This is a genomic window from Pedobacter sp., assembly GCF_965227205.1.
Lineage (GTDB): Bacteria > Bacteroidota > Bacteroidia > Sphingobacteriales > Sphingobacteriaceae > Pedobacter.
The window spans coordinates 376,612-402,359 of sequence record NZ_OZ245727.1 but is presented as its reverse complement, the minus strand read 5'-3'; the positions used below and the strand labels follow the sequence as shown (position 1 = coordinate 402,359).

Below are 25,748 nucleotides of genomic sequence, written 5' to 3'. Positions count from 1 at the left end.
TTATCTTAAAGCATATTGGTTTGTACCAAAATGCCATAACTTTGCCTAAAATTGCTCCTTATGAAACTTGATTTTATAAAGTTCGATCTGAATCAGATTTTAACCACAACTATGGTACTTTTTGCCATAATTGATATTTTAGGTTCTATACCCGTAATTATTGAACTGCGCCGTAAAGCCGGGCATATTCAATCAGAAAAGGCTTCTTTAGTTGCCGCCGGACTAATGGTGTTGTTTCTTTTTCTTGGCGAATCCTTACTAAAAGTAATCGGACTTGATGTTGAATCTTTCGCAATTGCTGGCTCTTTTGTAATCTTTTTTATTGCGATGGAAATGGTTTTAGGTCTAACTATTTTTAAGGAAGAAGCACCTGAAACGGTTTCTATTGTACCACTTGCATTTCCTTTAATTGCAGGAGCAGGAACCATGACTACCCTCCTATCCTTAAAAACAGAGTATCAAACTCAAAATATATTAATAGGAATATTATTAAATATTCTCTTCGTTTATTTTGTATTGAAGAATACCAATCGCTTAGAAAAGCTATTTGGAAAATCAGGCTTAAACATATTAAGAAAGGCTTTTGGAGTTATCCTTCTTGCAATTGCAATTAAATTATTTAGAAATAATACCGGACTATAAATACAAATTGTAACAAAAAATCGTTATATTTATCTAAATAGAAAGGCTAAATAATGAACGGCTTTGAAGAATATACTTTAATAATTGGTGCAATTTCAATTGTTGTTGAGATTGTAAAATATGTTAAGAAGAACCTGAAAACTTGGTTCGAGCATATTTAATATACTGGTGAAACTCTGCTATCAGTCTAAAAATCCTTTGCCCAAATATTTATTAACTTTTCTTAACTAACCTTGCCACAAACATTGTATCAGCTTTGTTCTCGTAGCCTTTAATCAATTCCATAGACTCAAGTTCCAGCGGTAGAGTATCGGTAATATGCTTAACAATTTCTTCGTTTTCAGCAGCAAATGCGGAGCAAGTAATGTAGATAAGAGGTTTCCCCGGCTTCAAATATTTAACAATATTATTTACAATCCCCTTTTGAATTGTTGCAAACTGCTTGATTTTTCTATCATCAAAATGACTCAACATTTCGGGTGTTCTTCCCCAGGTACCGGAACCCGTACAAGGTGCATCGAGAATTATTCCATCAAAAGTATAATGATGCAAAATCTGATCATTATTTTTAAGTAAATCGAGTTCCTTTTTATGGTATTTCCTTATTCCTGCCTGAGCAAAGCGCTCATCAAGGTTAGTTAAAATACTTTCTCTTAAATCTGTTACCAATAACTCCAAAACAGGCTCCAAACTATGTAGTAACAAAGTTTTTCCTCCAGAGGCCGCACAACAATCCCACCATTTATCCCACTTTTGTGGTTTAAAAAATGAACCAGTATGCTGAGAAGACAAATCCTGAACCTGATATTTTCCATCAGAAAGAACTGTTTCTAATTTAGTACCATTTGGTAAGGCAATTGCCGTATCAGAAATAACTTCAAAGTTGATGTTTTGTGCTTCAAGTTGCTTAGCAATGCTGGTAGATTCTTCAGCCTTTACCCTAATAAATAAATCTGGCTGAACAAAAAATGACTTATTAAATTCCTCTTTAACTACACTTTCAGATAAATCATCCTGAAAGGGATAAACATTAGCAATTTCAAATTCAGGAAATTGTTTTGTGATTAAAGCAATCTTTTCATCAAGGTTACTGGAAATAAAATCAACCAGATTTGGCAGGTTTTTCTCCACAATCAAACTCAATGTATCATGACAAAGAAAATCAGAAATACTCAAGCGTAATTCATTACTTAGATTTGGCAATGCTTTTCCCAACCTAAAAAAACTATATAAATGCCTTGTAGCCCATCTCCTGTCAGATGAACCCATTTGTTTATTCTGTTTAAAGTATGATGGTAAAAATCGATGCAATGGTATTGCACCGTCATAACTTGCTAAAATTTGTTCGAAGGCTTTAATTTGATGTTCTACTCGCATTCAGTTTTTAAGTTAAATTTACTCAACAATATCTAAAGCAAAATTTTTGTATCGAAGCAACATTAGGTTTGTATTAATATAACCGTATTGTGCATCGTGAATAAATGAGAAGTTATTATGCAAGCCTTTATATTTTTCTTTAATTAAAAATTCAAGATAATCTTCGCCATAGTTAGACAGTAATTTACCAAAAAAGAAAGCTACATCGAAACCTTTAAATGCGTATTCGCCAGGCTCAAATCCATATTTGCTTCTGTATCTTTTGATGAAATTAATAACACTGGAGTTTTTATAATCAACTTTGTAAGAAGAACTAATTACAGCATTTAGGTTTTGCAATTTATCTGTCGGATAATTTTGTTTACTCCACATCGGATGCCCATAAAGGTTAATCGCATAACCTCCGGCAGGTAAGTTCTTAAGCTTGTACAATTTTTCAATCGTTGGCAGCACGAAAGCTCTATCATAAGATGCAATTACAACTGCATATTGCTTTCCTTTAATCATTTTCGTTTCAAAGCTAAAGGCAGATGCATATTCCTGAACAATTAGTTTACTGCCCTGACTTTTTAAATAATCACGAATTGGGGCTGCAAATGCCTCATCTTCTGTTTTTTTAGTATTGATGATAACCACAATCGTATTAGCGTTAGCATTTTTACTAATGTATGCTGCAATTTTCTTCGCGTGTAAATCAATATTATTTACAATAGATATTAGGTTTGGATTGTTAAAATCTGATGGTTCTGATGCAGCCAGAGGAGATACAACAGGAACATTATTGAGTTTCGAGTAATTGGTGATATACTTTAATCCTTCCGGAAAAACAGGACCAATTATTAAATTACTTTTTCTAAACTGCTCATTTTTATATATCGAACCAATGTGTGCATTATCATCTTGAGTATCGTAAACCCCGAAATTAAAATTAAGACCAGAGGATGCTATAGAATCTAATCCCATTTTGAAACCCTGATAAAAATCGATGGGCATGGCATACTTCTCTACATCAGCCTTACTCATTGCTTTTAACTTAGCGTTATCGAGATTAAAAGGAAGTAGTAAGGATAAGTTAGCTGTAGATAATTTTCTTATGGTCTTTTTTTCCGGTATTTTTTCTTGCTCAGTCTTCTTTTCTGTTTCGGTTTTTACTGTTCTTATTTTGGGAGAACACGATGCCAAAAGCACTGTAAGAAGAATCAAGAAACAATACCTATTTTTTAAAATCATAATACTTGTTTTAACAAAATATGCTGGCAAAGGTTTAAATCTGCCAGCATAAGCTTTATTTTATTCGGATCTTTTATTTTAAACCGAGTCGGTTAATTACTTTATCCGATAACAGTCAACCTGTAACCGATTATTATTCCCACTCAATAGTTGCAGGTGGTTTTGAACTAATATCGTAAACAACGCGGTTAATTCCCTTAACTTTATTGATAATCTCATTTGAGATTTTTGCTAAAACCGGATAAGGTAAATGACACCAATCGGCAGTCATACCATCAACAGATTCTACAGCACGAAGTGCAATTACGTTCTCATAAGTACGTTCATCACCCATTACACCTACCGATTGCACCGGTAAGAAAATTGAACCCGCTTGCCAGATTTTATCATATAACCCGGCGGCTTTTAATTCATGCATGTAAATTGCATCAGCCTCTTGCAATATCGCTACTTTTTCTGCTGTTACTTCACCCAAAATACGAATACCTAAGCCTGGCCCTGGGAAAGGATGGCGACCAAGAATTACATCATCAATACCCAATGCTTTACCTACTCGGCGAACCTCATCTTTAAATAATGTTTTCAAAGGTTCAACCACTTTCAATTTCATAAAATCTGGCAAACCGCCAACGTTATGATGTGATTTGATGGTTGCCGAAGGACCATTAACAGAAATCGATTCAATTACATCAGGATAAATTGTTCCCTGACCTAGCCAGTTTACGCCATTAACTTCGTGTGCTGCATCATCAAAAACTTCGATAAAAACGCGACCTATGGCTTTACGTTTTAATTCAGGATCAGTTAATCCGGCAAGTTGACTTAAGAAACGATCTTTAGCATCAATTCCTTTAATATTTAAACCCATATGCTTATATTGCTCAAGCACCTGGCTGTATTCATCTTTACGCAATAAACCGTTATCAACAAAAATACAATGTAAGTTTGCGCCAATAGCTTTATGTAATAAAACCGCAGCAACACTGCTATCAACACCACCTGATAAACCTAAAACAACTTTATCATTTCCTAAAGTTTGTTTTAATTCTGCGATGGTTGTATCAATAAATGCTGCTGAAGTCCAATCCTGACTGCAACCGCAAATGTCTACAAGGAAATTTTCTAATAAAACTTTACCATCAATACTGTGCGTTACTTCCGGGTGGAATTGAATTGCATAGGTATCAGAATCTTTAATGTGATAAGCTGCAACTTTAACGCTTTCTGTACTTGCAATTAGTTCTGCATTTTCAGGCATTTGAGTAATGGTATCGCCATGGCTCATCCAAACCTGAGAATCAATATTTATACCTTTAAATAATTTGTTCTCCTGATTTACAAAACTAAGATTTGCACGACCATATTCTCTTGTAGATGAAGCCTGCACGTCGCCGCCAGATTTCTGAGCAATATATTGAGCGCCATAACAAACCGCTAACAATGGAAATTTATTATGGAAGTTATTTAAATCAACCTGAGGCGCATCTTCCTGACGAACAGAATATGGACTACCAGAAAAGATAACACCTTTTACATCAGGTGTATTAATATCTGGAAGATTATTAAATGGATATATTTCACAGTAAATATTTAATTCGCGAACTCTACGGGCAATGAGTTGTGTAAATTGCGAACCAAAATCGACGATAATGATTTTTTCTTGCATCCGCAAAGATAGATAAAGAAAGGGAATTGTTAAATTGTTTTATCGTTATTTATAAGCAAATTGTCTGTTATCTGTTTTCAGTTGCCAGTGTTTGATATGGTCGTTGTCAGTCTGAGCATTGTCGAAGACCATAACAACTATCTAATTAATCAATGACCAATTAACCAATTTCCATTTCACTTTGCCATTGTCAGTCTGAGCATTGTCGAAGACCATAACAAATATCTAATTAATTAATTAATTAATGACCGATTAACCAATTTTCATTTCACAATTGTCCTTTAGATTTGCAATGGTCTAAAATGATTGAATTGATTTATATTTAACAAGTTACCTAAATCGGTAGCGGCTCATTAAGCGTTGTCAAGGTTAGATACCTATAGACTGATATAATCCGCTACCGATTTTCCCTTAGTGACCAGATAACAATTAGGGCATTACCCATTATTAAGGACTTGGATCGATGGGGTAAAACTTAGGTAGTTGCTACAAATTTAAAGAATAAATAATATGATTAATACAAATTTCTTTATTGGGATTGATGTATCAAAGCCCTACTTTGATGCTTCTTTAATGACTGTTATCAGTCATGTAAAACAAGCTATCCAAAGCGCACGGTTTGAGAATACAGCTTCTGGGATAAAGACATTTGAGAAATGGCTTAAATTTCATAAGGTCACCTTTAATCCAGACACTCTGGTGGTGATTGAAAATACAGGGATCTATCACCGGCTAATCTGGTCATTCTGCAGTAACAAACACGTACCAATTCATATTGGTAATGCAGCCCATATTAAATGGAGTTTTGGGATAGCTAGAGGAAAGAATGATAAGATAGATAGTGTCCGTTTATGCAAGTATGCCTTTAAGGAATCTGATACATTAAAGGCCACAGAAGCCTTAGATCCACAGTTATTGCATTTAAAAGATTTCATATCTGCCAGAACAAAATTACTCAAGCAGGCTACAGGACTTAGCGTTTCAATTAAAGAGCTAGGTAATGTAAATGAAAAATCACATCAGAAACTAATTGAGAAAGCACTTAAATCTGCTATTGATGGAATAGCAAAATCGATTAAAAATATTGAAGAACAAATCCGCAAAATTATTAAAGAAAACAGCGCCTTTCAACGAAACTATAACCTGTTGACCGGTATACCAGGGATCGGACATGTCACCGCGGTTTACCTGATTGGTTGTACAGCGAATTTTGCCAGCAACCCAAGTGGAAAGCAATTGGCATGCTATGCAGGAGTCGCTCCGTTCGAGCACTCGAGCGGGATTAGTGTAAAAGGTAAAACCAGGGTACATAGGATGGCAAACAAAGACCTTAAAAAACTACTACATCTATGCGCATTATCAGTTATCCAACATAATATGGAATTCAAGAACTACTACCAAAGGAAAAAGGATGAAGGTAAGCATAGCATGAGTATACTTAATGCAGTGAGAAATAAAATAACGCTAAGAATAGCAGCTGTAATTAAAACACAACAACCTTATAAAAGCAATTATAATATAGCAGCCTAATTTGCAAAAGTCATAACAATCAGTCTGAGCTTGTCGAAGACCTTAACAACTATCTAATTAATTAATGACCAATTAACCAATTTCCATTTCACAATTGTCAGTCTGAGCGTAGTCGAAGACCATAACAATTATTTAGTAACCAATTAAACAATTCAGCAATTAACCTACGACTCCATCAACTTCACTTCTACCCCAAATTTTCTTAAGAAATCTACACCTTCATCACTTTGTAAACCCTTATAAGCTGCGTAAGATTTTGAATAGTAAACAAGTTTTATACCCGAAGAAAGAATTAGTCTGGCGCAAGCAATACATGGAGATAAAGTTGTGTACAAAGTACAGCCTTCTATCTTCGAACCATTTTTTGAAGCATACAGAATTGCATTTTCTTCTGCATGCAGCGCTAAAGAGCAACTTCCCTTACTATCTCTTGCGCAACCATGTTCTGGCCATTCTTCATCACAATTATGCGTTCCAGCGGGCGGACCATTATAGCCGATAGAAATTATACGGGTATCTTTAGTTAAAACTGCACCTACATGTGCACGCACACAATGCGAACGCGTTGCCAGTTCAGTAGCAAGATTCATAAAAATCGAATCGAAACTTGGTTTTTCAGTCATGCTTAAAATTAAAAAAGCCACAAAAGCTTACGCTTCTGTGGCTGCAAAAATAGTTTATTAAATTCTAATGACCGCCAGAAAGTTTTTTATCAAAACTAATTCCTTGCGACCTTAAAATTCCGCTAACTTTCCAAGCATAGAAAGCTAAATAAGCGAAACAAATTATACCAACTACATAGCTGTATTGAATACCTGTAAATTCAGAAACTGCACCTTGTAACCAGCTTATAATACCGCCACCCATAATCATCATAATTAGGAAGCTACTACCCTGACTGGTATGTTTACCTAAACCACTAACTGCTAGAGTGAAAATACAAGGCCATAATGTACTGCAAAATAAACCTACACTTGTTATCGCATAAACACTCACCATTCCGGTTGTGAACATTCCGATTAATAAAGCTAAAATTCCAATAGCAGAGAAAATAAGTAACATTCTTGCCGGATTACCTTTACTTGCCATATCAGCAATAATTAACACTAAAATAATCAATCCATAAACATAAAACGGAGCTAAGTCATGGTCGGCAATTGCATTAACAGCAAGGAAAATCCCGAAAGCTAAATATGGCGCAATAAATCTTAAAATCTTTTGCGTGCTTACATTATCGGTAAAAGCCTCAACCGCACCAGTCCATCTACCAATCATCATACTTGCCCAATAAAGTGAAATATACGGAGCAATATCATGAAGCGCAAAGCCTAAATCTTTTTCCATGTAGGCAGGTAAGTTACTAGCTGTAGAAACCTCAACACCAACATATACAAAAATCGCAATCATACCCAAAACCAATTGTGGGTACTTTAATGCAGAACCTTTTGCACCAACTTCTTCAGTGGTTGCTTCTACTAAAGCTGGTCTATCTGGTAATGAAGATAATTTTAAGAAAATTGCAACCGCAATAAAAGCAACACCTAAAATAAGATAAGGAACTTTTACGCTTTCTATACTAATATCAGAACTTGCGTTTGCAGCAGAACCAAAAATTGCAAAACTTACAATAAGTGGCCCAATAGTAGTACCAAAGTTATTAATACCACCAGCCAATGTTAAACGCTGCGAACCTGTATTAATTGGACCTAACGCAATTGCCAACGGATTAGCAACGGTTTGTTGTAATGAAAAGCCCAGGGCAACAATAAATAAACCTGAAAGCATTAGTGGAAATGAACCTGTATTTGCCGCAGGGTAGAATAATAAAGTTCCAACTGCAGAAATAACCAAGCCCAAAGCTAGAGAGTTTTTGTAACCTAGCTTATTAACAATATCCTGTTTCATTAAAACAGAAATTCCATTGTAAATTAATGCGCCTACTGTATATGCAATGTAAAATGCTAACGAAACCAACTGACTTTCTGCCTGCGATAAATCGAAAGCTTTTTTGAAAACGGGTATTAAAATATCGTTACTGGCGGCCACGAAGCCCCAAAAAAAGAAAACGGTAACTAAGGGTATAAACTGCCCCCACTTCGTTTGTACTTGTTCTTTGCTCATTTTTTAAATTTAGTTTTAGTGGGGCTAAACTTAAATAAAAAAAAATTAAAAAAAGGCTATTTCCGAACAAGCACCTGTAACAAAATTAAAGTTGATTTGTTAAGCTTTAAATTGCATATTCGCATATTCATAAACAACACAATGCATGTTTGAAGCCATATTGTTAGGTATAGGGGCAGGGATAATTTCATCGTTTTTAACAGGGCCGGTATTTTTTGCAATGATTAAAACCAGTATCGAAAAGGGCTTTAAAGCAGGTTTTTCTTTAGCTATTGGTGTTATAATTAGCGATATAATTCTAATTGCAATCGTGCTGTTTGGCAGTCAGTTTTTTGAATATAAAGAAAGCTTCGATAAATATATTGGCACAATTGGCGGAGCTTTTTTACTCGCAGTCGGTATATATTACCTCGTATCAAAAATTACAATTCATTACGATAATTCTACCCTTCAAAAAGTAAGCAAACGCGGTTATGTTTTGAAGGGTTTTTTTATGTGTATTCTTACCCCCTCAACCTTAATGTTTTGGATAATTGTTAGCGGTATTATCTCAGTAAAACTGAATAATATGCTTAACGAAAAGTTAGTGTGTTTTTTCATCGCCATGTCTACGCAATTGGCAATTGATGGTGCTAAAAGCTTTTACTCAAGCAAACTCCGCTACAGAATTAAGGAAGATGCACTTAAGAAATTAAACAAAATTGCCGGGGTAATCATCGTCTTTTTTGCCATTTGGCTAATGTACAAAACCTATATTCAGTTTTACGCGTAAGGCTAGGTGCGGTCGTCATTGCGAGGTACGAAGCAATCCTACGACTATGGGTTTGAATAGCGAAAGCTTTAAGATTGCTTCGTGCCTCGCAATGACGTGACCTGTAAGAAACATGTTATTTCTTTTGAAGCGCAAAACCTGTGCAAATCGGTTTCGATAATCCCGCCATCGCTTCAAGTCCTCATTTCGCTACGCTACATTCCGGGCTTTACGCTTTGTCGGGGCTATTAACTTAAGCTTGTGCAAGAAAGCTTAAATATACACAAACCCAAGTACGGTCGTCATTGCGAGGCACGAAGCAATCTTACAACCCTGGGTTTTTAACATAACACTTTAAGATTGCTTCGTGCGTCGAAATGGCTGAAATTTTGCACTTTGAAATGTTACCAAAAGCACAAACCTCAAATAAATAAACGCGATTAAAGTGGAAATACTTTTAAATTACAACAACCTTGAATAAGCTGTGATGCTGAGGCACGAAGCATCTGCAACCGATGAAACAGATACTTCGTTCCTCAGTATGACAGAAGTTTATTTAAAAGATTGCAACGGAAAGCGGGGCTGCAAAACCAAAAAGGGCAAAAACTTCCGTTTTCACCCTTTTAATACATTCTATTAATACTTAGTAAGCTCTTTGGTTATTTCCTTCTTTCCAGTTAATAAAAGCCTTATTTACAACCTTATTTCCTCCTGGAGTTGGATAATTACCAGAAAAATACCAGTCGCCCTTATTTTTCGGACAAGCCTCGTGTAAATTCTCCAGGCTTTGGTAAATTACTTCAACCTCGGCAACTGTACCCTTTGGCGTTATAATTTGGGCAATTTTAGCAGAAATTTCTTCAGCTGTAAAAGGTTTATAAATCTCTTTTACGTGATTTATAATTTCTTCTTTTGGCAATAGTAACGAAGCTTTACATTTTGCATAAACATCTTCGATTACCTGCCACATCCCGCGTTCGGTTAACAATTGAATTGCAGCATCGAAAGCTACAAACTGCCCCATCCTACTCATATCAATACCATAACAATCCGGATAGCGAATTTGAGGTGCCGATGAAACAATAATTATTTTCTTAGGGTGTAACCTGTCAACAATTTTAATAATACTTTGCTTAAGCGTTGTACCTCTAACAATAGAATCATCGAGTGCAACTAAAGTATCCTGATGGTTATTGATAATACCATAAGTAGTATCGTAAACGTGAGCAACCATCTCACTCCTATCAGCATCTTGCGTAATAAACGTACGAAGTTTTACATCTTTAACGGCAAGTTTTTCAACCCTAGGCGCTAACGATAATAAATCTTCCAGTTGCTCATCAGTAAGCTCTTCCTTTTTATGCAAAAGAATATCCTTTTGATGTCTGCGAACATATTGCTGAACACCATCTACCATACCAAAGAAAGCAACTTCTGCTGTGTTCGGAATGAAAGAAAATACGGTGTTTTTTAAATCGTAGTTTACAGCCTGAAGAATTTTATCGCTTAACAAACGACCAAGTTGTTTACGTTCTCGGTAAATCTCAACATCACTACCTTTTGAAAAGTAAATGCGTTCGAAAGAACAAGATAAACGCTCAGTAGGTTCACGGAATTGCTCCATGCTTACCTCGCCGTTTTTCTTAATGATTAAAGCATGCCCCGGATCGATTTCCTTAACATCTTTAAACTGAATATTAAATGCAGTTTGTAAAGCGGGTCTTTCAGAAGCGGCAACAACTATTTCATCATCATAATAATAATAAGCCGGACGAATTCCTGCCGGATCTCTCATAATGAATGAATCGCCATTACCAACCATACCACAGATAGAATAGCCACCATCCCAGGTTTTAGCCGAACGGCGAAGGATATTTGCGATATCTAAATTATCAGAAATTTTGTGCGTAATGGATACGTTATCGTGACCTTCTTTTTTATACTGATCAAAAAGGTCTTGATTTTCATCATCAAGGAAGTGACCAATTTTCTCTAAAACTGTTACCGTATCTGCCTTTTCTTTTGGGTGCTGACCTAACTCGTACAACTGCTCCAGCAATTCATCAACATTCGTCATGTTGAAGTTACCTGCAATAACAAGGTTACGGGTCATCCAGTTGTTTTGTCTTAAAAAAGGGTGGCAACTTTCGATACTGTTTTTTCCATGTGTACCATAACGCAAATGGCCCAATAAAACCTCGCCAATAAAGCTAACGTTGTCTTTGAGCCACTCTGTATCTTGCATTAGTTCTGGTGTATTTTCCTGAATATCAACAAATTTGTTTTGTACATATTCAAAAATATCTGCAACCGCATTCGAAGCCATACTCCGATATCGGCTGATGTACCTACTGCCAGGTTTCATATCTAACTTAATAGTTGCAATACCTGCGCCATCCTGGCCTCGGTTATGCTGTTTTTCCATTAAGAGATATAATTTGTTAAGGCCGTAAAGTGCTGTACCGTACTTTTGCTGGTAGTAAGAAAGTGGTTTTAACAGGCGAATAAAAGCGATTCCGCATTCGTGTTTTATCTGATCACTCATTGTGTGGGTTTGAAGCCGCAAAGTTATCCTTTTAAATACTCACAACCTAAACAAAAGTGTTTTCTTTTGTCACAAACGAGTTAATTTGATTTGCATTGATAATCAACCTAAAAAATGTGCAAAACGTTAAATTATCTGGAATGAATCTAAATAATTTGGAAGTTTGGGCAAAATCCCACACCTTTGCGAAATCTTTAGAATTAGTCTAATTAATATTACGAGTGGGTTTGGGAAAATTTTCTATATTATTATTAATCATTTCAGGTTTTGCAACATCAGTTTTTGCACAAACTATTACTATTCGGGGGAAGGTAGTTGATGAGAAAAATCAAAGCATGGAATTTGTAACTGTTTATTGTGTGGAGACGCAATTATATTCTATCAGTAATCACAACGGAGAATTTTCAATAATTACATCAAAGAATGCTGCTCAAATCAACCTGAAAATTACTGCCGTAGGAAAAAAAACAATTGATAAGAAAATTGATAAGAATGATTTCTCAAATCCGATGAAGATTGTTTTGATAGAAAACAGTTTAACATTAAATGATGTTCAGATTAATTCAACCTATTCTAAGACAAAAAATTCTATTTCTTCGATAACCTTTGATGAAGAAGCTATTGAGCGAATACAAGCTTTCAGTTTAATTGATGTGCTAAACACATTACCTGGCAAACAACTGGTTGCTCCAAACATCAACGTAGCACAAACGCTAACGTTAAGAAATACGCTCGGAGGAACTTATGACCTAAACAATTCCTTAGGAATACCAATTATCGTTGATGGAATCAGGCTTTCCAACGATGCAAATATGCAATCTAGACCTACTGCACAATGGGGAATGGGCACAGTGGTACCAGCAGTCTCTGGCACTGGATCTGCAACTGATGTTCCTTTTAGAGGTATAGATTTAAGAGAAATCCCTGTGGAATCAATTGAAAAAATTGAAGTTATACAAGGTGTAGCCTCAGCTGAATATGGCGAATTAACAGATGGAGCAATTATTATTGAAAGAAAAGCAGGTAGGTCGCCTTTACAATTTACTACGAATGTTAATGCTGGCTCATATAATTATTCCTTAAATAAAGGTTTCAACCTACCTGGTAAATTAGGTGGCATAACCACTGATTTTAATTATGCCATATCTAATGATAATCCTACAGATAATTTTCAAGAATATAGAAGATATGGCGCCTCACTACGTTGGCAATACAACATTAATAACAACATAAGAAACAAGTTTAGTATTGATTATAATCGTAAAATTGATTTAAACAAAATTGATCCGGATGATGGCAATCAAAAAGAATATTACTCAAAGCAAAATGGTATCAGACTTTCAAATACTACAGATTTCAAAGTATCATCTAAATTTATAAATGGTATTAACTTAAGCCTATCTTATTCTGAATCAAATCAAGAGAGCTATTCGCAATGGTTTTTAAATCAGCCTCCTAAAGGTTATACTGCGAAAGATACAACAGGAATTTACAAAGGAATAGTTTTAGGCGGCCAATATTTAGCTGTGGAGGAAATTGTTGGAAATCCAATTTCGGCAAGTGGTACTTTAAGATTTACAAGCTTCTTTAATTTAGGAAATACACGCCACAATTTAACCTACGGACTTAATGGCAATTATACGAACAATGGGGGGAAAGGAATTATTTCTGACCCTGACCGTCCGAGATTTGTTAATTACAATGGCACAAATGTTCGTCCTTATTCATTCGAGTTAAACCCTTCCATACTTAATACAGGTGTTTATCTTACTGATAATGTGACTTACAATCTTTTTGGAAAAAAAATTAGCTCCAATTTAGGTGTAAGATTTGATTCGCAAAATGGTTCACTTTCTATACAACCGAGATTAAGTACACAGATTAACTTAGATAATAACTGGAATTTTGGTGTAGCTTATGGTGTTTCTTCAAAATCACCAACACTTGCTCATCTTTACCCACCTCCAGCTTGGATAGATGTGCCACTTATCTTTGCCTTAAATACAGATGCTGCCTTGTATTTAGTTTACACAAAGAAATTCCAGACAGCAAATCCTGACTTAAAAGCAAGTAAATCAAATCAAGCTGAGTTTAATATAAACTTTAGCAATAAAATTTTCAGTTCGAGATTGAATACGTTTTACAAAGGATCTAGAAATGGATTTAGTAATGTTCGTCAATATCAACAGTTTATTCTTCCTAACTATAACTATAGCTACGATGCAACATTAAAACAAATCGTTTATCAAGAATCTGGCACTTATACGTCATATTTTGCTAATTCGTATTATAGCATATCAAATCTATCTAATTCAGACACCTATGGCTTTGATTGGAGCGTAAACTTCAATAAGATTTCTGCTATAAATACAAGCATATCCACTAGCACTTCATACATATTATCGCAAGAGAGTAATCCAGTTGTAGATGCCGTTTATCTTGCAACTCCAGTTGTTATCAATGGAAAAAATATCAACTACGCGTTGTTTAAACCGCTAAGTAACGATAAAAAATATGTGATAACGAGTAAATTGAATACAACTATACATATTCCAAAACTGGGTTTTGTTGTAATGACTAATACAGATATTTTCTGGGCAAACAGAAGAAAATCAAGGTACAATGATAAGCTCCAACGAGCATCTGGTTATTTAGATCAAAATCTAAATGCTATTTTATTTAGTGAAGGTGATACTAATCCTATTCCACCCAGAAATTTATCGTTATCCAATACAGATCAAAAACTGGTTTATTTCAATTTTTCTGTTTCTGTGGCCAAGGAAATTAGTAAACGAATCAGAATTGCAATTACATCATATAACACATTTAACATAAGACCAGAGCATACCGAAATAAATCCAGACACTGGTGTGCCATTAACAACTATTTACAATTCGCCACTTAGCATTACCGGTGGTATATCTTTAAAACTCTAAATAATATCATTATGAAACAAAAATTACCTTTTCTATTTATCTTACTAGCTATTATCATTTTCAGTAGCTGTAAAAAAAATCAAGAAGAAACTCAACCTATTAATTTAAATGTACAGTTATCTGTAAATCCTGCTAAAGTTTGGTTTGAAGTTCCATATGAAAATGCAGAAATCACACTAGTTAACAAGGCAAACAACAGTAAATATTCTTTAAAGGCAAATCATCAAGGTCAGGTTGCGGTTGAAAGTATTGTACCTGGAACATATAGCATAAACGTTTCGCTAAAAATAACAGCGGCAGATTTCACTACTCTAACGGGTACTTACCGCGAAACTGATTACTATCTAAACTATTCATTAGACAATCAATTGTATTTTAATAATACTGATGTAAAAGTTCAATTAATAAACAGCGAAGTAATTGGCGGTTTCGTAATTAAGCAAATATATTATGCAGGCTCAAATGCATCTACCGGAGCAATTTTCAGAGATCAATTTATAGAGATTTATAATAATACATCTGAAACTTTATATGCAGATAGTTTAATGATTGCTGTTGTTTATGGTAAAATAAACAAAACTGCTGATAGTTATTCTTTAGATAATAATCAATATGACTGGAGTAAATCTATAGGAATGGCTGCTACCGGAAACGCCAACAATGATTATGTTTATGTTAAGGAATTATTTATGATACCTAGTGATGGTACAGGTAAAAAATATCCAGTATTATCTGGCAAGAGTATTGTGATAGCACAAACTGCATTAGACCATACAAAACCATACACAACAAATGGCGGAACAACACAAACTATCGCCAATCCGGCGTTAACAGTTAATCTTGCAAATGCTGATTTTGAAGCTTATTTGTATCCATATGAACAAAAATTAGAGCCTGGAAGAACAATGTATGCAAGTGACGTTGATAATCCTAGCGTGACAAATATGGAAACCTATTTTGCAACAGGTGCCAGAGATATGGTTTTTAATCCTCAAGGAAAAGAATCTTATGCAATTCTAAAGGTTGACAAAAACTTCAATTTAAATAATATTCCTTCTTATGCATTACCAACCGTAAGAACAGTTACAGCAACTACAGTACTATATCCTCAATTGCCTGCAAAATATATTATTGATGCTGTTGAAATTGAGGCTATAATTTCTGCTGATCAAACTCCAAGAAGATTGCCAATGGCTTATGATTCGGGAGCTGCATCCATTCCAGGAGGACAATATTCAAGTCAGTCAGTCCTACGTAAAACAGCTAAAACTATAGGTGGCAGAAGAGTTTTACAAGACACAAATAACTCTCGTAATGATTTTGGAACGCTAACTAAAGCCAATCCAAGTAAAGATGAAGCATCATTCCTTGCTCAATAATTTTTATGATTAATCGTAAATTTTTACAGATATTAATTATTCTTATTTTCTTTTCCGTTCTGGTTAAAGCTCAGAGCGGAAAAGATTCTGTATATTTCTTCTATCAGGATCAGAAAATTCTTGATAACTCATTATTTTCACCAACATTTTCAAGTATAAATGCACTAAAAAGTTATGGTTTTTTGCAACTCGATTTCAAACGGGAGGCAGGTAGCTTTAGGCGTGCTCAAGAAGCTTATTCTGTAAATATGCCTAAATTTTTAGCCAAGGGCTTTAATGTATTGGGCAAATTTAGAATTGCAGGAAGTTTTGAATTTAATAATTCAATAGAAGATAGCTTGGCTAATGGGCAAAAAAATAATCTTGAAGATTTCACCACATATTATCCATACGCCAATAAAAGTGGAAATTACAAACGTCAAAATTATATTGTAAAAACATCATTAAGTTATTCTGCCCTAAAGAATCATTTAATACCCTTTGTAAATCTAGATTATCAAAAGCACCAAAGTTCCGGTACGGTAGATCCAAGATTAAGTTCAAAACGATTTATCTTTAAAGTAAAGCCTGGCGTAAACTTTCAATTTAAAAATAATGCAGTTGGCGTCTATGGTTTAATAGGCAAAGCTGATGAACAAGTATCATTAGGATATAAAAATGATAATTATAAAACAAGTTTACTATATCCTGACCGTATACACTACATGAATTACGGCTACGGGGCATCTGTTATTAAAGACTCTAGTAATGTTTATAAATTTGATAATTACAAGGGTTTTGGAATTCAATATACTACGAATTTTAAAGATTGGGATCTACAAATTGCAACAGAGTACCAATTATATCAAAACAAAAATTATAACAAAACGAGAACAATGCCTGGCTTTGCCACAGTAGGAATTTTTAATTTGAATACCATCAATGGCTCATTATTACTAAGCAAAAAAATTAAAGACAAAACGAGTCAATTATTTCTACTCGATTTTGCGTATAATGAAGGTTATGACGGAAATCTCAAAACATCTGGAAGCCTAAATAAAGTTAATTATAGAGTTAATGCATTAAATTTTAATGCAGCTTATCATTTCTTATGGAACAAAAACAAAAAAGTATCAAAAGAATTAGGAATAAATTTCTCCTATGATCAAAACGATAAGCAAGATTTAATTCAAGCTGATGGTTTGAGTTACGAGCAAATCAAATTAGGTTTAAATAGCACACTATATTATACAATAGATCAACAAAGTAGATTTAAGGTTTCTCTTTCTCCATATTATATTGAGCCAATAAATGCATCGCTAAAATTTAATCCAAATTCTATGACAGAGTTTATTAAAAACGTTGTGTTCACAGATTATTATTATTACAACAGCAAATCAATTGGAGCAGAAGTTGCCGGAGAATATATATCATCTAAATTAATTAAAAAGCAACGATTTGGTTTTTATTCTCAACTTAATTTACGAAAAATACTTAGTCAAGAATTAAGAAAAGACCTGAACCCTACATTTGTACCAAATGGAAAAAGAAGTATATTTCACATTGGTGTTAACATGTATTTGTAAAGTTGTAATCATAATCCTATATCTTATTTATTCAAAATCTCTATTTTTAACACATGAATAAAGTTTTTATCACGCTTGCCTTTATCCTTTCCGGATTGGTTCTTTTTTCTTTTCAATCAACCGATTTTAATAATGATGAAGAACTAAGCATTGATAGTTTACGCAAAGTTTATTCAAAACCAAGCAGCGAATGGCCGAAACCTACGGTTGATAAAGGAGCTGTTTTTGAAGAGTTGGGTGAATTACCTCCTACTCCTGTAGATATCAAAAATGATTCAGTTAAAAAGGTAATTGAACTTGGGAAGATATTATTTTTCGATCCTCGTTTATCCGGCTCAAACCAGATTTCTTGCTCAAGCTGCCATGCGCCAGATTTACATTGGACCGACGGCCGTCAGGTTTCTATTGGTCACGATCATTTGGCAAATATCCGCAATGCGCCATCATTAGAAAATGTTTGGTTTTACAAAAAGCTTTTTTGGGATGGCAGAGCAAATAGCTTGGAAGAACAAGCTGAAAGTCCGGTTGCTGCACATAACGAAATGCATCAGGACATGAAAGCACTACCTAAAAAATTAGCAAAAATTAAAGGCTACAAACCATATTTTATTGATGCCTTTGGCTCACCACAAATCAATAATAAAAGGATTTTCGAAAGTTTAGCAACTTTTCAAAGGAGTATAGTAAGCAGAAGAACGCCTTTCGACAGATTTTTAGCAAGTGATAAAAAAGCTTTAACAGACCAACAAATTGTTGGTTTGCATTTATTTCGTACTAAGGCACGTTGCATAAATTGCCATAATGGCCCTCTTTTTACTGATAACGAATTCCACAATGATGGCTTAACTTATTACGGCCGCAAGTACGAAGATTTAGGCCTTTACAACATTACAAAAAAACCTGAAGACGTAGGCAAGTTTAAAACGCCCGGTTTAAGAAACGTTATGAAAACTGCACCATGGTTTCATAATGGTTTATTCCCAGATATGGATGGTGTAATGAATATGTATAATGTTGGTATGCCAAATCAACGGGTTAGACCAGAGCAAGTGAACGATCCGCTTTTACCTAAAAACGATAAGCTTTTAAAAGGTTTAATGTTAAGCAAAGCAGAGAAAGATGCAGTGGTATCGTTTTTAGATGCCTTATCATCGCCAACAGTATTGCTTAGGGTTGAGAAGCTTCCACAATAGTAAGATTTTCATTGATTGGGGAAATATATGAACGGCCGTCATCCTCAGCTTGACTGGGGATCTTAAAGCGAAAGACAAACAAACATTGTAATCAAAACTATTAAATCTCTTTAGGGTTCCCACCTGCGTGGGAATGACGAATTAACCAAAAAATCACCAATCACGAATTCCCGTAATCCTAACTGACTAATCTCCCATTCCCATCCCATACAACGTCATAGTCTAAGGCATGATGATCGCATTTAAAGGCATATACTATGCTAACATAAAAACTACATCTTACTAGATTCCAAATCTTCCCCAAAAAAGATTGAAGCATTTTTATTAAAAACGCCACAATCGCCACTGGTGTAAAATAGTCTTTGTTTGGTTCTTCCCAGTTTTTCTTCTATCTCTGGATGCCTGCTCAAATAATCTGCAAGGCTTTCAGCTACAATTTCTCCCTGGGTTAAAATATTAATGTAATCTGGAAAAATTGCTTTGAGTTTAGGCATTAATAGTGGATAATGCGTGCAGGCAAGCAAAATACAATCAATCTCTTCTGATTGTGCCATTAATGCATCTGTATATTCCTTTACAAAAAAATCTGCTCCCGCTTGCAAATGTTCATTATTTTCAATCAATGGAACCCACATCGGACAAGCCTGTTGAAAAACTTTTACATCAGGAAAAAAGTTATTGATTTCTAGCAGGTAAGATTCTGAATTTACGGTTCCCCTGGTTCCCATTACACCAACACTTTTGCTTGTAGTATATGCATCGATTACCTCTGCCGTTGGGCGAATTACACCTAACACTCTCCTATCGGGATATTTTAAAGGCAAATCCTTTTGCTGAATGGTTCTTAAAGCTTTTGCTGATGCAGTATTACAGGCTAAAATAACCAGTTTACAACCCTTTGCAAACAGCCATTCAACACATTCCAAAGTATAACGGTAAATCGTTTCGAAAGAATGATCACCATAAGGTGACCGGGCATTATCACCTAAATAAATATAATCGTATTGAGGCAATTTCTCTGCAATAGAGCGAAAAACGGTCAATCCTCCATATCCTGAATCGAAAATACCTATTGGTGATGGTTGCTGCATATATTGATTGAATGTTGGAATGTTAAGATGTTTTACGGTTACAAAGTTTTATATATCGAACGTTACAATATTACAACATTACAACTTTTTTTAACCTCAAAACTCCAAACAAAAAAGCGGAACTAAGTTAAACTTAATTCCGCTTTATATTTTATTAAATAGCAAGGAGAATTTGAGCTCCAAACTGATTTATTTTAGCTTATTTTTTAGGAGCTGCTGGTTTTGCTGCAGTTGCAGAAATACCCAATTTAGTTTTTACAGCAGCAGTAATGTCTTCGCCACCATCCCAGAAAATTAAGTTGTTACCACCTTGTCCGTTTGCTGTATCAAAAACATAAGCTAAACCTTTTTCTTTAGCTACAGAGTTTACTGCATTAGCAACTTTAGTATTAATTGGCTGAATTAATTCTGCTTGTTTAGTACCTAAGTCTTGTTGAGCTTTAGTTTGAGCATCACCAATACGTTTTTGTAAATCTTGTAACTCAGTTGCAGCAGTTTGTAATTCTTTATCTACTGTTTCTTTGTTAGCCTCGCTACGAGTTTTTTCTTTAGCTTGTGCAGCTGTTAACTTAGATTGATATTCTTTTATCATCACATCTATTTCAGCTTGCTTAGTTTTACTTAAGTTTTGTAAAGTAGTTTCTGCTGTTTTAGATTCAGGTAAGTTTGCAAATACCTCTTCTGAATTTACGTGACCAATCTTTTGCTGTGCATTTGCCATATTCGCTGTAAACAATAAACCTGCTGCTACAAAGAATACGTTAATTAACTTTCTCATTTCTATTTTACTTTTTATTTTTTTAATTGTTTTTCCTTTTTTTTCGAGGGCGAATATACTAATTTTTTACAGCCCCTGGTTTGTAACCTAATTTTACAATTACATCATTACTAACATCGTAACTGCTGCTTGCATAAATCATCATAGTAGCCTCACTGCTTTTATCAAAAATGAAATCTAAAAACTTTGCTTTTGCAATTTGTTTAATTACATCAGCTACTTTATCCTGAATAGGTTTAATTAATTTAATGCGGCTTTGAAACAAATCTCCATCCGGACCAAATTTCTGACGCTGAAATTCTTTAGCAGCCTTTTCCTTTTCGATAATTTCGTTTTCTCTGCGTTTGCGCATATCATCAGTTAATAAAACCTGATCGGCTTGATAGGCTTTATACATTCTGTCGATTTCTGTGAAGTTCTGGTCAACCTGTTGTTGCCACTGTTTAGAAGCTACATCCAATTGACTTAATGCCGATTTATATTCTGGCATGTGCTTAAGAATATACTCTGTATCTACATAAGCAAACTTTTGGGCGAAAGCGCCAAAAGTTGTGCAAAGTAAAAATGCGATTAAAAGATATTTTTTCATTTGTGTGTGTGTTTTATTGTTTCTTGCAAAAACTAAGCCATGTATAAACTCAACTTATAATGTTTTATTGCATAATTAATTATTTTTTTAATCATAAACAATTAAAATCCACCTAATTGTTGTGCGATACTGAAGTGGAACTGACCTTTGTTCGAATCAGGTAAACCTGGAATTGTGTCGAAACCATATCCATAATCGATACCTAACAAACCGAAAATAGGTAAGAAAATACGAGCACCAACACCAACTGACCTTCTAATATTAAATGGATTAAAATCAGCAAACCTATTCCATGTGTTACCACCTTCAGCAAAAGCTAAAACAAAGGCAGTAGCTTGCTGGCTCTTAATTACCGGATAACGTGCCTCTAAAACATATTTAGTGTAAATCGGGCTACCTGATGATTGAGCAATACTTGGGTTTGAACCTACCGGAATAACTGTGTTATTAGCATAACCACGCATAGCGATTAACTCTGATCCTTGTAAGAAGTCGAAACCTTGCATACCATCACCACCTAATTTGAAACGCTCAAAAGCTGATTGACCTGTAGCCGCAGTATATTGACCTAAGAAACCGAATTGTGCTTGTGCTTTAATTACAAATTGTCCGCCAACACGTTGATACCATTGTGAATCAAATTTCCACTTGTGGTATTCAGTAAATCTGTATTTAGTCTTATCAGATGCAGTTGCGTAGTTTACACCATTAAATAATGAATATGGAGGTGTAGCCTGAACCGTAAACCGAATGAATGAACCAGATAATGGATAAATTGGTGAATCTCTTGAATCACGACTAATCTCTTGTGATAAGTTTAAGTTATAAGATGTACCAGTGCTAAATAAAAACCCTGGATAGTTTTGTAAGATGTACTGTTGTAAACTAACCGCATGGCTTAACTGAAAATAGTTATCTGGCCAGTTTAATCTTCTACCTAAACTTACGGTAACACCATTTAAACGAATTTTATAGTAATTTGGATTACTTGAATCGCCAATACCACTTGATTGAAGTGAAGTAAATGCACTTACACCAAAACTAACTGGTTTTTCTCCACCAAACCAAGGTTGCGAGAAAGAGAAACTATACGACTGATAAAATTTACCGTTCGTTTGTCCACGTAAGCTTAATTTTTGTCCATCGCCCTTAGGTAATGGTTTGTAAGCTTTTAAATTAAATAAATTTCTTAGTGAGAAGTTATTAAAGGTTAATCCCAACGTACCAATAATACGGCCGCCACCAAAACCACCAGATAACTCAATCTGATCTGAAGGTTTCTCTTCAACAGCATATTCAATATCAACCGTTCCATCTGCCGGATTAGGGCGAGGTGTTGGCACAGTTTTTTGCTCATCAAAGTTTCCTAATTGACCAATCTCGCGAACGGTACGGATTAAATCGCTTTTGCTAAATTTTTGCCCCGGTTTTGTACGAATCTCACGTAGTACAACCTTATCGTTAGTAATGGTATTTCCTTTTAAAGTAATACGATTGTTAGTGTACTGCGGACCTTCATAGATGCGCATTTCAACATCAACTGTATCGTTATAAATTTTTGTTTGTACCGGATCGATATTGAAAGTTAAATAACCATTGTCAGTATATAAACTGTTGATATCTCCACCGTTTTCGCCACCACCATTAATTTTCTTATCAAGTTTATCTTCGCTAAATACATCACCTTTTGCAATAGAGAGTACTCTGTTTAAAACATCTGTATTGTAAATTGCATTACCAGCCCAGGTAACATTACCAAAATAGTATTTTTTACCTTCGTAAATATCCATTTTGATGTTAACCTTTTTGGTGTTATGCTGATAGATACTATCTTTTAAGAGTTCTGCATCGCGATAGCCTTTTTCGTGAAGCTTGGCTATCATCTTAACTTTATTTTCTTCGTATTTTTCTTTACTGAATTTTCCGGAACCCCAAAAGCGCCACCATGCAAATTGCTTAGGGTTTTTTAGATATTTACGAAGTTTTGCTGCTTTGAAATCTTTGTTTCCAGTAAAGTCGATATGCTGCACTTTAACTCTGCTACCTTTATCAATATCAGCAACTAAAATTACACTGTTATCAGAATTTGGGTCCTTACGAGTAGAATAATTTATCTTGGTAAAGAAAAAGCCTTTATCTAACAGATACTTTTTCGCAATTGCTGAAGTAGTGTTGTATAAGTTATCGTTTACAATTTTACCAGTTTTATCATTTAATTTTTCCTGAATAGCAGTTCTTTCAGATTTACGAACACCCTTTAATTCAATAGAACTTAAACGAGGACGTTCATCAACATCAATTTCGAAGTAAACAGTATCCTGAACAAATTTTTCGATATTTAATTTTATATCATCAAATAATCCCTGAGCCCAAAGTGTTTTAATTGCATCAGCTGTTGCCTCGCCTGGTAAAACAATTTTATCGCCTTTGGCTAATTTAGATAGAGTAATTAGTACTTCTTTATCTAAATATTCAGTTCCGATAATTTTTACACCACCAATAATATATTCCTTTGGACTAAAGTAATCTAAATCCAGGTTACCAACCTTTAATGTAGGGGTTACAGGAGCCTGGGTTTGCGGACGTATTTGGGCAAAGGCCGGAGCGGCTAAAAATAACAGGATTAATACTTGAAATATTCTTTTCATTAAAATAATTTGTTCAGTAATGGCCACGAAGGTAACAATGTTTTGCTAAGCAAAATTGCTTTACTTTTTATGCCTTTTTGCGTGGTTACATTTATCGTATAAAAGTGGGGCTAAGTTAATTTAAACCCTTGTTAAAAAGTGTTAAAAGAAAAATTAGTTTAATTGTTCGCTAATTTTACCGAATCTGCGTTCGCGTTTTTGATAATCAACAATGGCTTCAAAAAGATTTTCTCTTCTGAAATCTGGCCATAAAACATCAGTGAAATAAAACTCTGTATAAGCCATTTGCCAAAGCAGATAATTACTAATGCGATGTTCGCCGCTGGTTCTTATCATTAACTCCGGATCAGGAATATTTACTGTAGTTAATTGAGACGAAAAGAGATTTTCATCGATATCGTTAATATCGAGATTATTATCTTTAACAGCAGCAGCAATTTTCTTTGCAGCATTAACAATTTCCCATTTGGCGCTATAACTTAAAGCCAGTGTTAAAGTACACTTTTCGTTATGTGCCGTTTTCTCCATCGCTTCTTTCAAATCGTTAATACATTCTTGAGGTAACGATTCGATGTTACCGATTGCATTTAACTTGATGTTATTCTTATTTAAGGTTTCGGTTTCCTTATTTATGGTAGAAATAAGGATTTGCATTAAAGCATCAACCTCCTCTTTCGGGCGGCTCCAGTTTTCGGTAGAAAATGCGTAAAGCGTTAGGTATTCAATACCAACTTCTACACAACCTTCTACAATATCTTTTACAGACAACACACCTTGTTCGTGGCCGAAAACCCGCATTTTTCCCTGACCTTTTGCCCAACGACCGTTGCCATCCATGATTACGGCAATGTGTTTTGGCAGGCGGTTATAATCTATTTGTTCTTTAAATCCCATTAATTATGTCAAAATCAGCTTAAAAGGAATAGCATTTTGAGGATACAAAGGTAAAAGATATGCCAACACTAACAAATAGATAAGTGTCCCTTTTTCTAAAATCTCCTCTTTGTGTACCAGGTACACCTGTTTGGTTAAGAGATGGATCGCTTAAATTTAATGGTGGATTACCAACCAAAACCTGGTTTGCAGGGTAAACACCGCTAACATCATCTAAATAATCTGTAAATGCAGTGCGGTAGCCCAACTCGCTAAAAATACTCCACGTGTCCTTATAATTATATTTTAGGCCACCTCCAAAAGGTATAGTTATTACAGTATTACGATATCCATTAGGTTGCCCCTCGGTTGAAAGGTAATCTAATCGGTATTTCTCTCCATCATATTTTATACTTGGCTTGAAATTTACAAAACCTACGCCACCAAACAGATACGGAGTAAACCTTCTGTTTCCACCATTTATTTTATAATCGAAAAAATTAAAATCAAGTATTGCAGCGCCTTCGTTTAAAGTTGTTTTAAAACTTAGGTTACGTTCTCTGAATTGTTCGTTACTAGAGTTGGCATCATTAGCCTTGATTTGACCATAATTGTACATTGCCCTAACACCTAAATAGGCATTGAAGTTGCGCTTTACAAAAAGACCGCCATTTAAACCGCTAATTTGTACGGGGTTATTTTGATTAAGATCGCCAATGTAACCTGCACCACCAGCTTGTAAACCAATTTCCCAGGTAGCAAAGTACTGCGCCTGAACAAATTGAATTGAAAACATTAAAAGGATGAAAAAAATTAGTTTGTTTAACGTCATAC

At 34.8% G+C, this 25,748-nt stretch carries 20 protein-coding genes; 8 read left to right on the top strand and 12 right to left on the bottom strand.

The genetic code is table 11. The annotated features are described in order from the left end of the window. Positions 1 to 60: 60 nt before the first annotated feature. Positions 61 to 642 (top strand): MarC family protein, encoded by a 582-nt coding sequence (locus ACO05K_RS01530; protein ID WP_421942708.1) that lies wholly within the window; start codon positions 61 to 63, stop codon positions 640 to 642. A 213-nt stretch (positions 643 to 855) separates the two neighbouring features. Here ACO05K_RS01530 and ACO05K_RS01525 read toward each other — a convergent pair whose 3' ends face one another. Together ACO05K_RS01525 and ACO05K_RS01520 are read right to left on the bottom strand one after the other, a co-directional pair. Next, entirely contained in the window at positions 856 to 2,019 is a 1,164-nt protein-coding gene (locus ACO05K_RS01525; protein WP_421942707.1) for an RsmB/NOP family class I SAM-dependent RNA methyltransferase, read from the bottom strand. Positions 2,020 to 2,037: 18 nt separating this feature from the next. Next, on the bottom strand, positions 2,038 to 3,042 hold the full coding sequence (locus ACO05K_RS01520; protein WP_421942706.1) for an ABC transporter substrate-binding protein: 1,005 nt from the start codon (positions 3,040 to 3,042) through the stop codon (positions 2,038 to 2,040). Between ACO05K_RS01520 and ACO05K_RS01515 the strand changes: the two genes are divergently transcribed. Next, positions 3,011 to 3,301 (top strand): hypothetical protein, encoded by a 291-nt coding sequence (locus ACO05K_RS01515; protein WP_421942705.1) that lies wholly within the window; start codon positions 3,011 to 3,013, stop codon positions 3,299 to 3,301. The two genes, ACO05K_RS01520 and ACO05K_RS01515, sit on opposite strands and share 32 nt — an antisense overlap. Before the next feature lie 81 nt (positions 3,302 to 3,382). Here ACO05K_RS01515 and guaA read toward each other — a convergent pair whose 3' ends face one another. Continuing rightward, entirely contained in the window at positions 3,383 to 4,915 is a 1,533-nt protein-coding gene (gene guaA, locus ACO05K_RS01510) for a glutamine-hydrolyzing GMP synthase (protein WP_421942704.1), read from the bottom strand. A gap of 510 nt (positions 4,916 to 5,425) precedes the next feature. Here guaA and ACO05K_RS01505 point away from each other — a divergent pair. After that, on the top strand, positions 5,426 to 6,445 hold the full coding sequence (locus ACO05K_RS01505; protein WP_421942443.1) for an IS110 family transposase: 1,020 nt from the start codon (positions 5,426 to 5,428) through the stop codon (positions 6,443 to 6,445). Between the two features lie 164 nt (positions 6,446 to 6,609). On the opposite strand, the gene ACO05K_RS01500 is transcribed toward ACO05K_RS01505, so the two are convergent. Together ACO05K_RS01500 and ACO05K_RS01495 are read right to left on the bottom strand one after the other, a co-directional pair. After that, positions 6,610 to 7,068 (bottom strand): deoxycytidylate deaminase, encoded by a 459-nt coding sequence (locus ACO05K_RS01500; RefSeq protein ID WP_421942703.1) that lies wholly within the window; start codon positions 7,066 to 7,068, stop codon positions 6,610 to 6,612. 64 nt (positions 7,069 to 7,132) lie between these two features. Beyond that, complete coding sequence (locus ACO05K_RS01495) at positions 7,133 to 8,566, bottom strand: MFS transporter (RefSeq protein ID WP_421942702.1); 1,434 nt, start codon at positions 8,564 to 8,566, stop codon at positions 7,133 to 7,135. A 145-nt stretch (positions 8,567 to 8,711) separates the two neighbouring features. Between ACO05K_RS01495 and ACO05K_RS01490 the strand changes: the two genes are divergently transcribed. After that, complete coding sequence (locus tag ACO05K_RS01490; RefSeq protein WP_421942701.1) at positions 8,712 to 9,338, top strand: LysE family translocator; 627 nt, start codon at positions 8,712 to 8,714, stop codon at positions 9,336 to 9,338. A 622-nt stretch (positions 9,339 to 9,960) separates the two neighbouring features. On the opposite strand, the gene ACO05K_RS01485 is transcribed toward ACO05K_RS01490, so the two are convergent. Continuing rightward, complete coding sequence (locus ACO05K_RS01485) at positions 9,961 to 11,862, bottom strand: amidophosphoribosyltransferase (protein WP_421942700.1); 1,902 nt, start codon at positions 11,860 to 11,862, stop codon at positions 9,961 to 9,963. Positions 11,863 to 12,089: 227 nt separating this feature from the next. Here ACO05K_RS01485 and ACO05K_RS01480 point away from each other — a divergent pair, with 227 nt between their 5' ends. The 4 genes from ACO05K_RS01480 to ACO05K_RS01465 are packed head-to-tail and all read left to right on the top strand — an operon-like array spanning position 12,090 to position 18,935. Continuing rightward, positions 12,090 to 14,798: a TonB-dependent receptor gene (locus tag ACO05K_RS01480; RefSeq protein ID WP_421942699.1), complete on the top strand. Its 2,709-nt coding sequence runs from the start codon at positions 12,090 to 12,092 to the stop codon at positions 14,796 to 14,798. A gap of 11 nt (positions 14,799 to 14,809) precedes the next feature. Then, the gene (locus ACO05K_RS01475; protein ID WP_421942698.1) at positions 14,810 to 16,177 is read left to right on the top strand and encodes a DUF4876 domain-containing protein; all 1,368 of its coding nucleotides are present in this window, start codon (positions 14,810 to 14,812) and stop codon (positions 16,175 to 16,177) included. Positions 16,178 to 16,182: 5 nt separating this feature from the next. Beyond that, positions 16,183 to 17,742 (top strand): DUF6850 family outer membrane beta-barrel protein, encoded by a 1,560-nt coding sequence (locus ACO05K_RS01470; RefSeq protein WP_421942697.1) that lies wholly within the window; start codon positions 16,183 to 16,185, stop codon positions 17,740 to 17,742. A 53-nt stretch (positions 17,743 to 17,795) separates the two neighbouring features. Then, complete coding sequence (locus ACO05K_RS01465; protein ID WP_421942696.1) at positions 17,796 to 18,935, top strand: cytochrome-c peroxidase; 1,140 nt, start codon at positions 17,796 to 17,798, stop codon at positions 18,933 to 18,935. A gap of 272 nt (positions 18,936 to 19,207) precedes the next feature. Here ACO05K_RS01465 and murI read toward each other — a convergent pair whose 3' ends face one another. The 6 genes from murI to ACO05K_RS01435 form a co-directional block, all read right to left on the bottom strand. Then, complete coding sequence (gene murI, locus ACO05K_RS01460) at positions 19,208 to 20,026, bottom strand: glutamate racemase (RefSeq protein WP_421942695.1); 819 nt, start codon at positions 20,024 to 20,026, stop codon at positions 19,208 to 19,210. Positions 20,027 to 20,225: 199 nt separating this feature from the next. Continuing rightward, entirely contained in the window at positions 20,226 to 20,804 is a 579-nt protein-coding gene (locus tag ACO05K_RS01455) for an OmpH family outer membrane protein (protein ID WP_421942694.1), read from the bottom strand. A gap of 58 nt (positions 20,805 to 20,862) precedes the next feature. Next, entirely contained in the window at positions 20,863 to 21,393 is a 531-nt protein-coding gene (locus ACO05K_RS01450) for an OmpH family outer membrane protein (RefSeq protein WP_421942693.1), read from the bottom strand. A 101-nt stretch (positions 21,394 to 21,494) separates the two neighbouring features. Then, positions 21,495 to 24,041, bottom strand: a complete 2,547-nt coding sequence (bamA, locus tag ACO05K_RS01445) for an outer membrane protein assembly factor BamA (RefSeq protein ID WP_421942692.1) — start codon at positions 24,039 to 24,041, stop codon at positions 21,495 to 21,497. 153 nt (positions 24,042 to 24,194) lie between these two features. Next, positions 24,195 to 24,935, bottom strand: coding sequence for an isoprenyl transferase (locus ACO05K_RS01440; protein WP_421942691.1), 741 nt, complete (start codon positions 24,933 to 24,935; stop codon positions 24,195 to 24,197). 19 nt (positions 24,936 to 24,954) lie between these two features. Further along, positions 24,955 to 25,746 carry a DUF6089 family protein gene (locus ACO05K_RS01435; RefSeq protein ID WP_421942690.1) on the bottom strand — a complete coding sequence of 264 codons (792 nt, stop codon included), beginning with the start codon at positions 25,744 to 25,746 and terminating at the stop codon, positions 24,955 to 24,957. Positions 25,747 to 25,748 lie beyond the last annotated feature (2 nt).

Coding starts and splice junctions, on each gene's coding strand:
- ACO05K_RS01485 (WP_421942700.1), bottom strand. CDS start 11,862: ATGAGTGATCAGATAAAACACGAATGCGGAATCGCTTTTATTCGCCTG.
- ACO05K_RS01490 (WP_421942701.1), top strand. CDS start 8,712: ATGTTTGAAGCCATATTGTTAGGTATAGGGGCAGGGATAATTTCATCG.
- ACO05K_RS01500 (WP_421942703.1), bottom strand. CDS start 7,068: ATGACTGAAAAACCAAGTTTCGATTCGATTTTTATGAATCTTGCTACT.
- ACO05K_RS01495 (WP_421942702.1), bottom strand. CDS start 8,566: ATGAGCAAAGAACAAGTACAAACGAAGTGGGGGCAGTTTATACCCTTA.
- ACO05K_RS01525 (WP_421942707.1), bottom strand. CDS start 2,019: ATGCGAGTAGAACATCAAATTAAAGCCTTCGAACAAATTTTAGCAAGT.
- ACO05K_RS01505 (WP_421942443.1), top strand. CDS start 5,426: ATGATTAATACAAATTTCTTTATTGGGATTGATGTATCAAAGCCCTAC.
- ACO05K_RS01455 (WP_421942694.1), bottom strand. CDS start 20,804: ATGAGAAAGTTAATTAACGTATTCTTTGTAGCAGCAGGTTTATTGTTT.
- ACO05K_RS01530 (WP_421942708.1), top strand. CDS start 61: ATGAAACTTGATTTTATAAAGTTCGATCTGAATCAGATTTTAACCACA.
- guaA (WP_421942704.1), bottom strand. CDS start 4,915: ATGCAAGAAAAAATCATTATCGTCGATTTTGGTTCGCAATTTACACAA.
- ACO05K_RS01440 (WP_421942691.1), bottom strand. CDS start 24,935: ATGGGATTTAAAGAACAAATAGATTATAACCGCCTGCCAAAACACATT.
- ACO05K_RS01515 (WP_421942705.1), top strand. CDS start 3,011: ATGGCATACTTCTCTACATCAGCCTTACTCATTGCTTTTAACTTAGCG.
- murI (WP_421942695.1), bottom strand. CDS start 20,026: ATGCAGCAACCATCACCAATAGGTATTTTCGATTCAGGATATGGAGGA.
- ACO05K_RS01450 (WP_421942693.1), bottom strand. CDS start 21,393: ATGAAAAAATATCTTTTAATCGCATTTTTACTTTGCACAACTTTTGGC.
- ACO05K_RS01520 (WP_421942706.1), bottom strand. CDS start 3,042: ATGAGTAAGGCTGATGTAGAGAAGTATGCCATGCCCATCGATTTTTAT.
- ACO05K_RS01465 (WP_421942696.1), top strand. CDS start 17,796: ATGAATAAAGTTTTTATCACGCTTGCCTTTATCCTTTCCGGATTGGTT.
- bamA (WP_421942692.1), bottom strand. CDS start 24,041: ATGAAAAGAATATTTCAAGTATTAATCCTGTTATTTTTAGCCGCTCCG.
- ACO05K_RS01470 (WP_421942697.1), top strand. CDS start 16,183: ATGATTAATCGTAAATTTTTACAGATATTAATTATTCTTATTTTCTTT.
- ACO05K_RS01435 (WP_421942690.1), bottom strand. CDS start 25,746: ATGACGTTAAACAAACTAATTTTTTTCATCCTTTTAATGTTTTCAATT.
- ACO05K_RS01475 (WP_421942698.1), top strand. CDS start 14,810: ATGAAACAAAAATTACCTTTTCTATTTATCTTACTAGCTATTATCATT.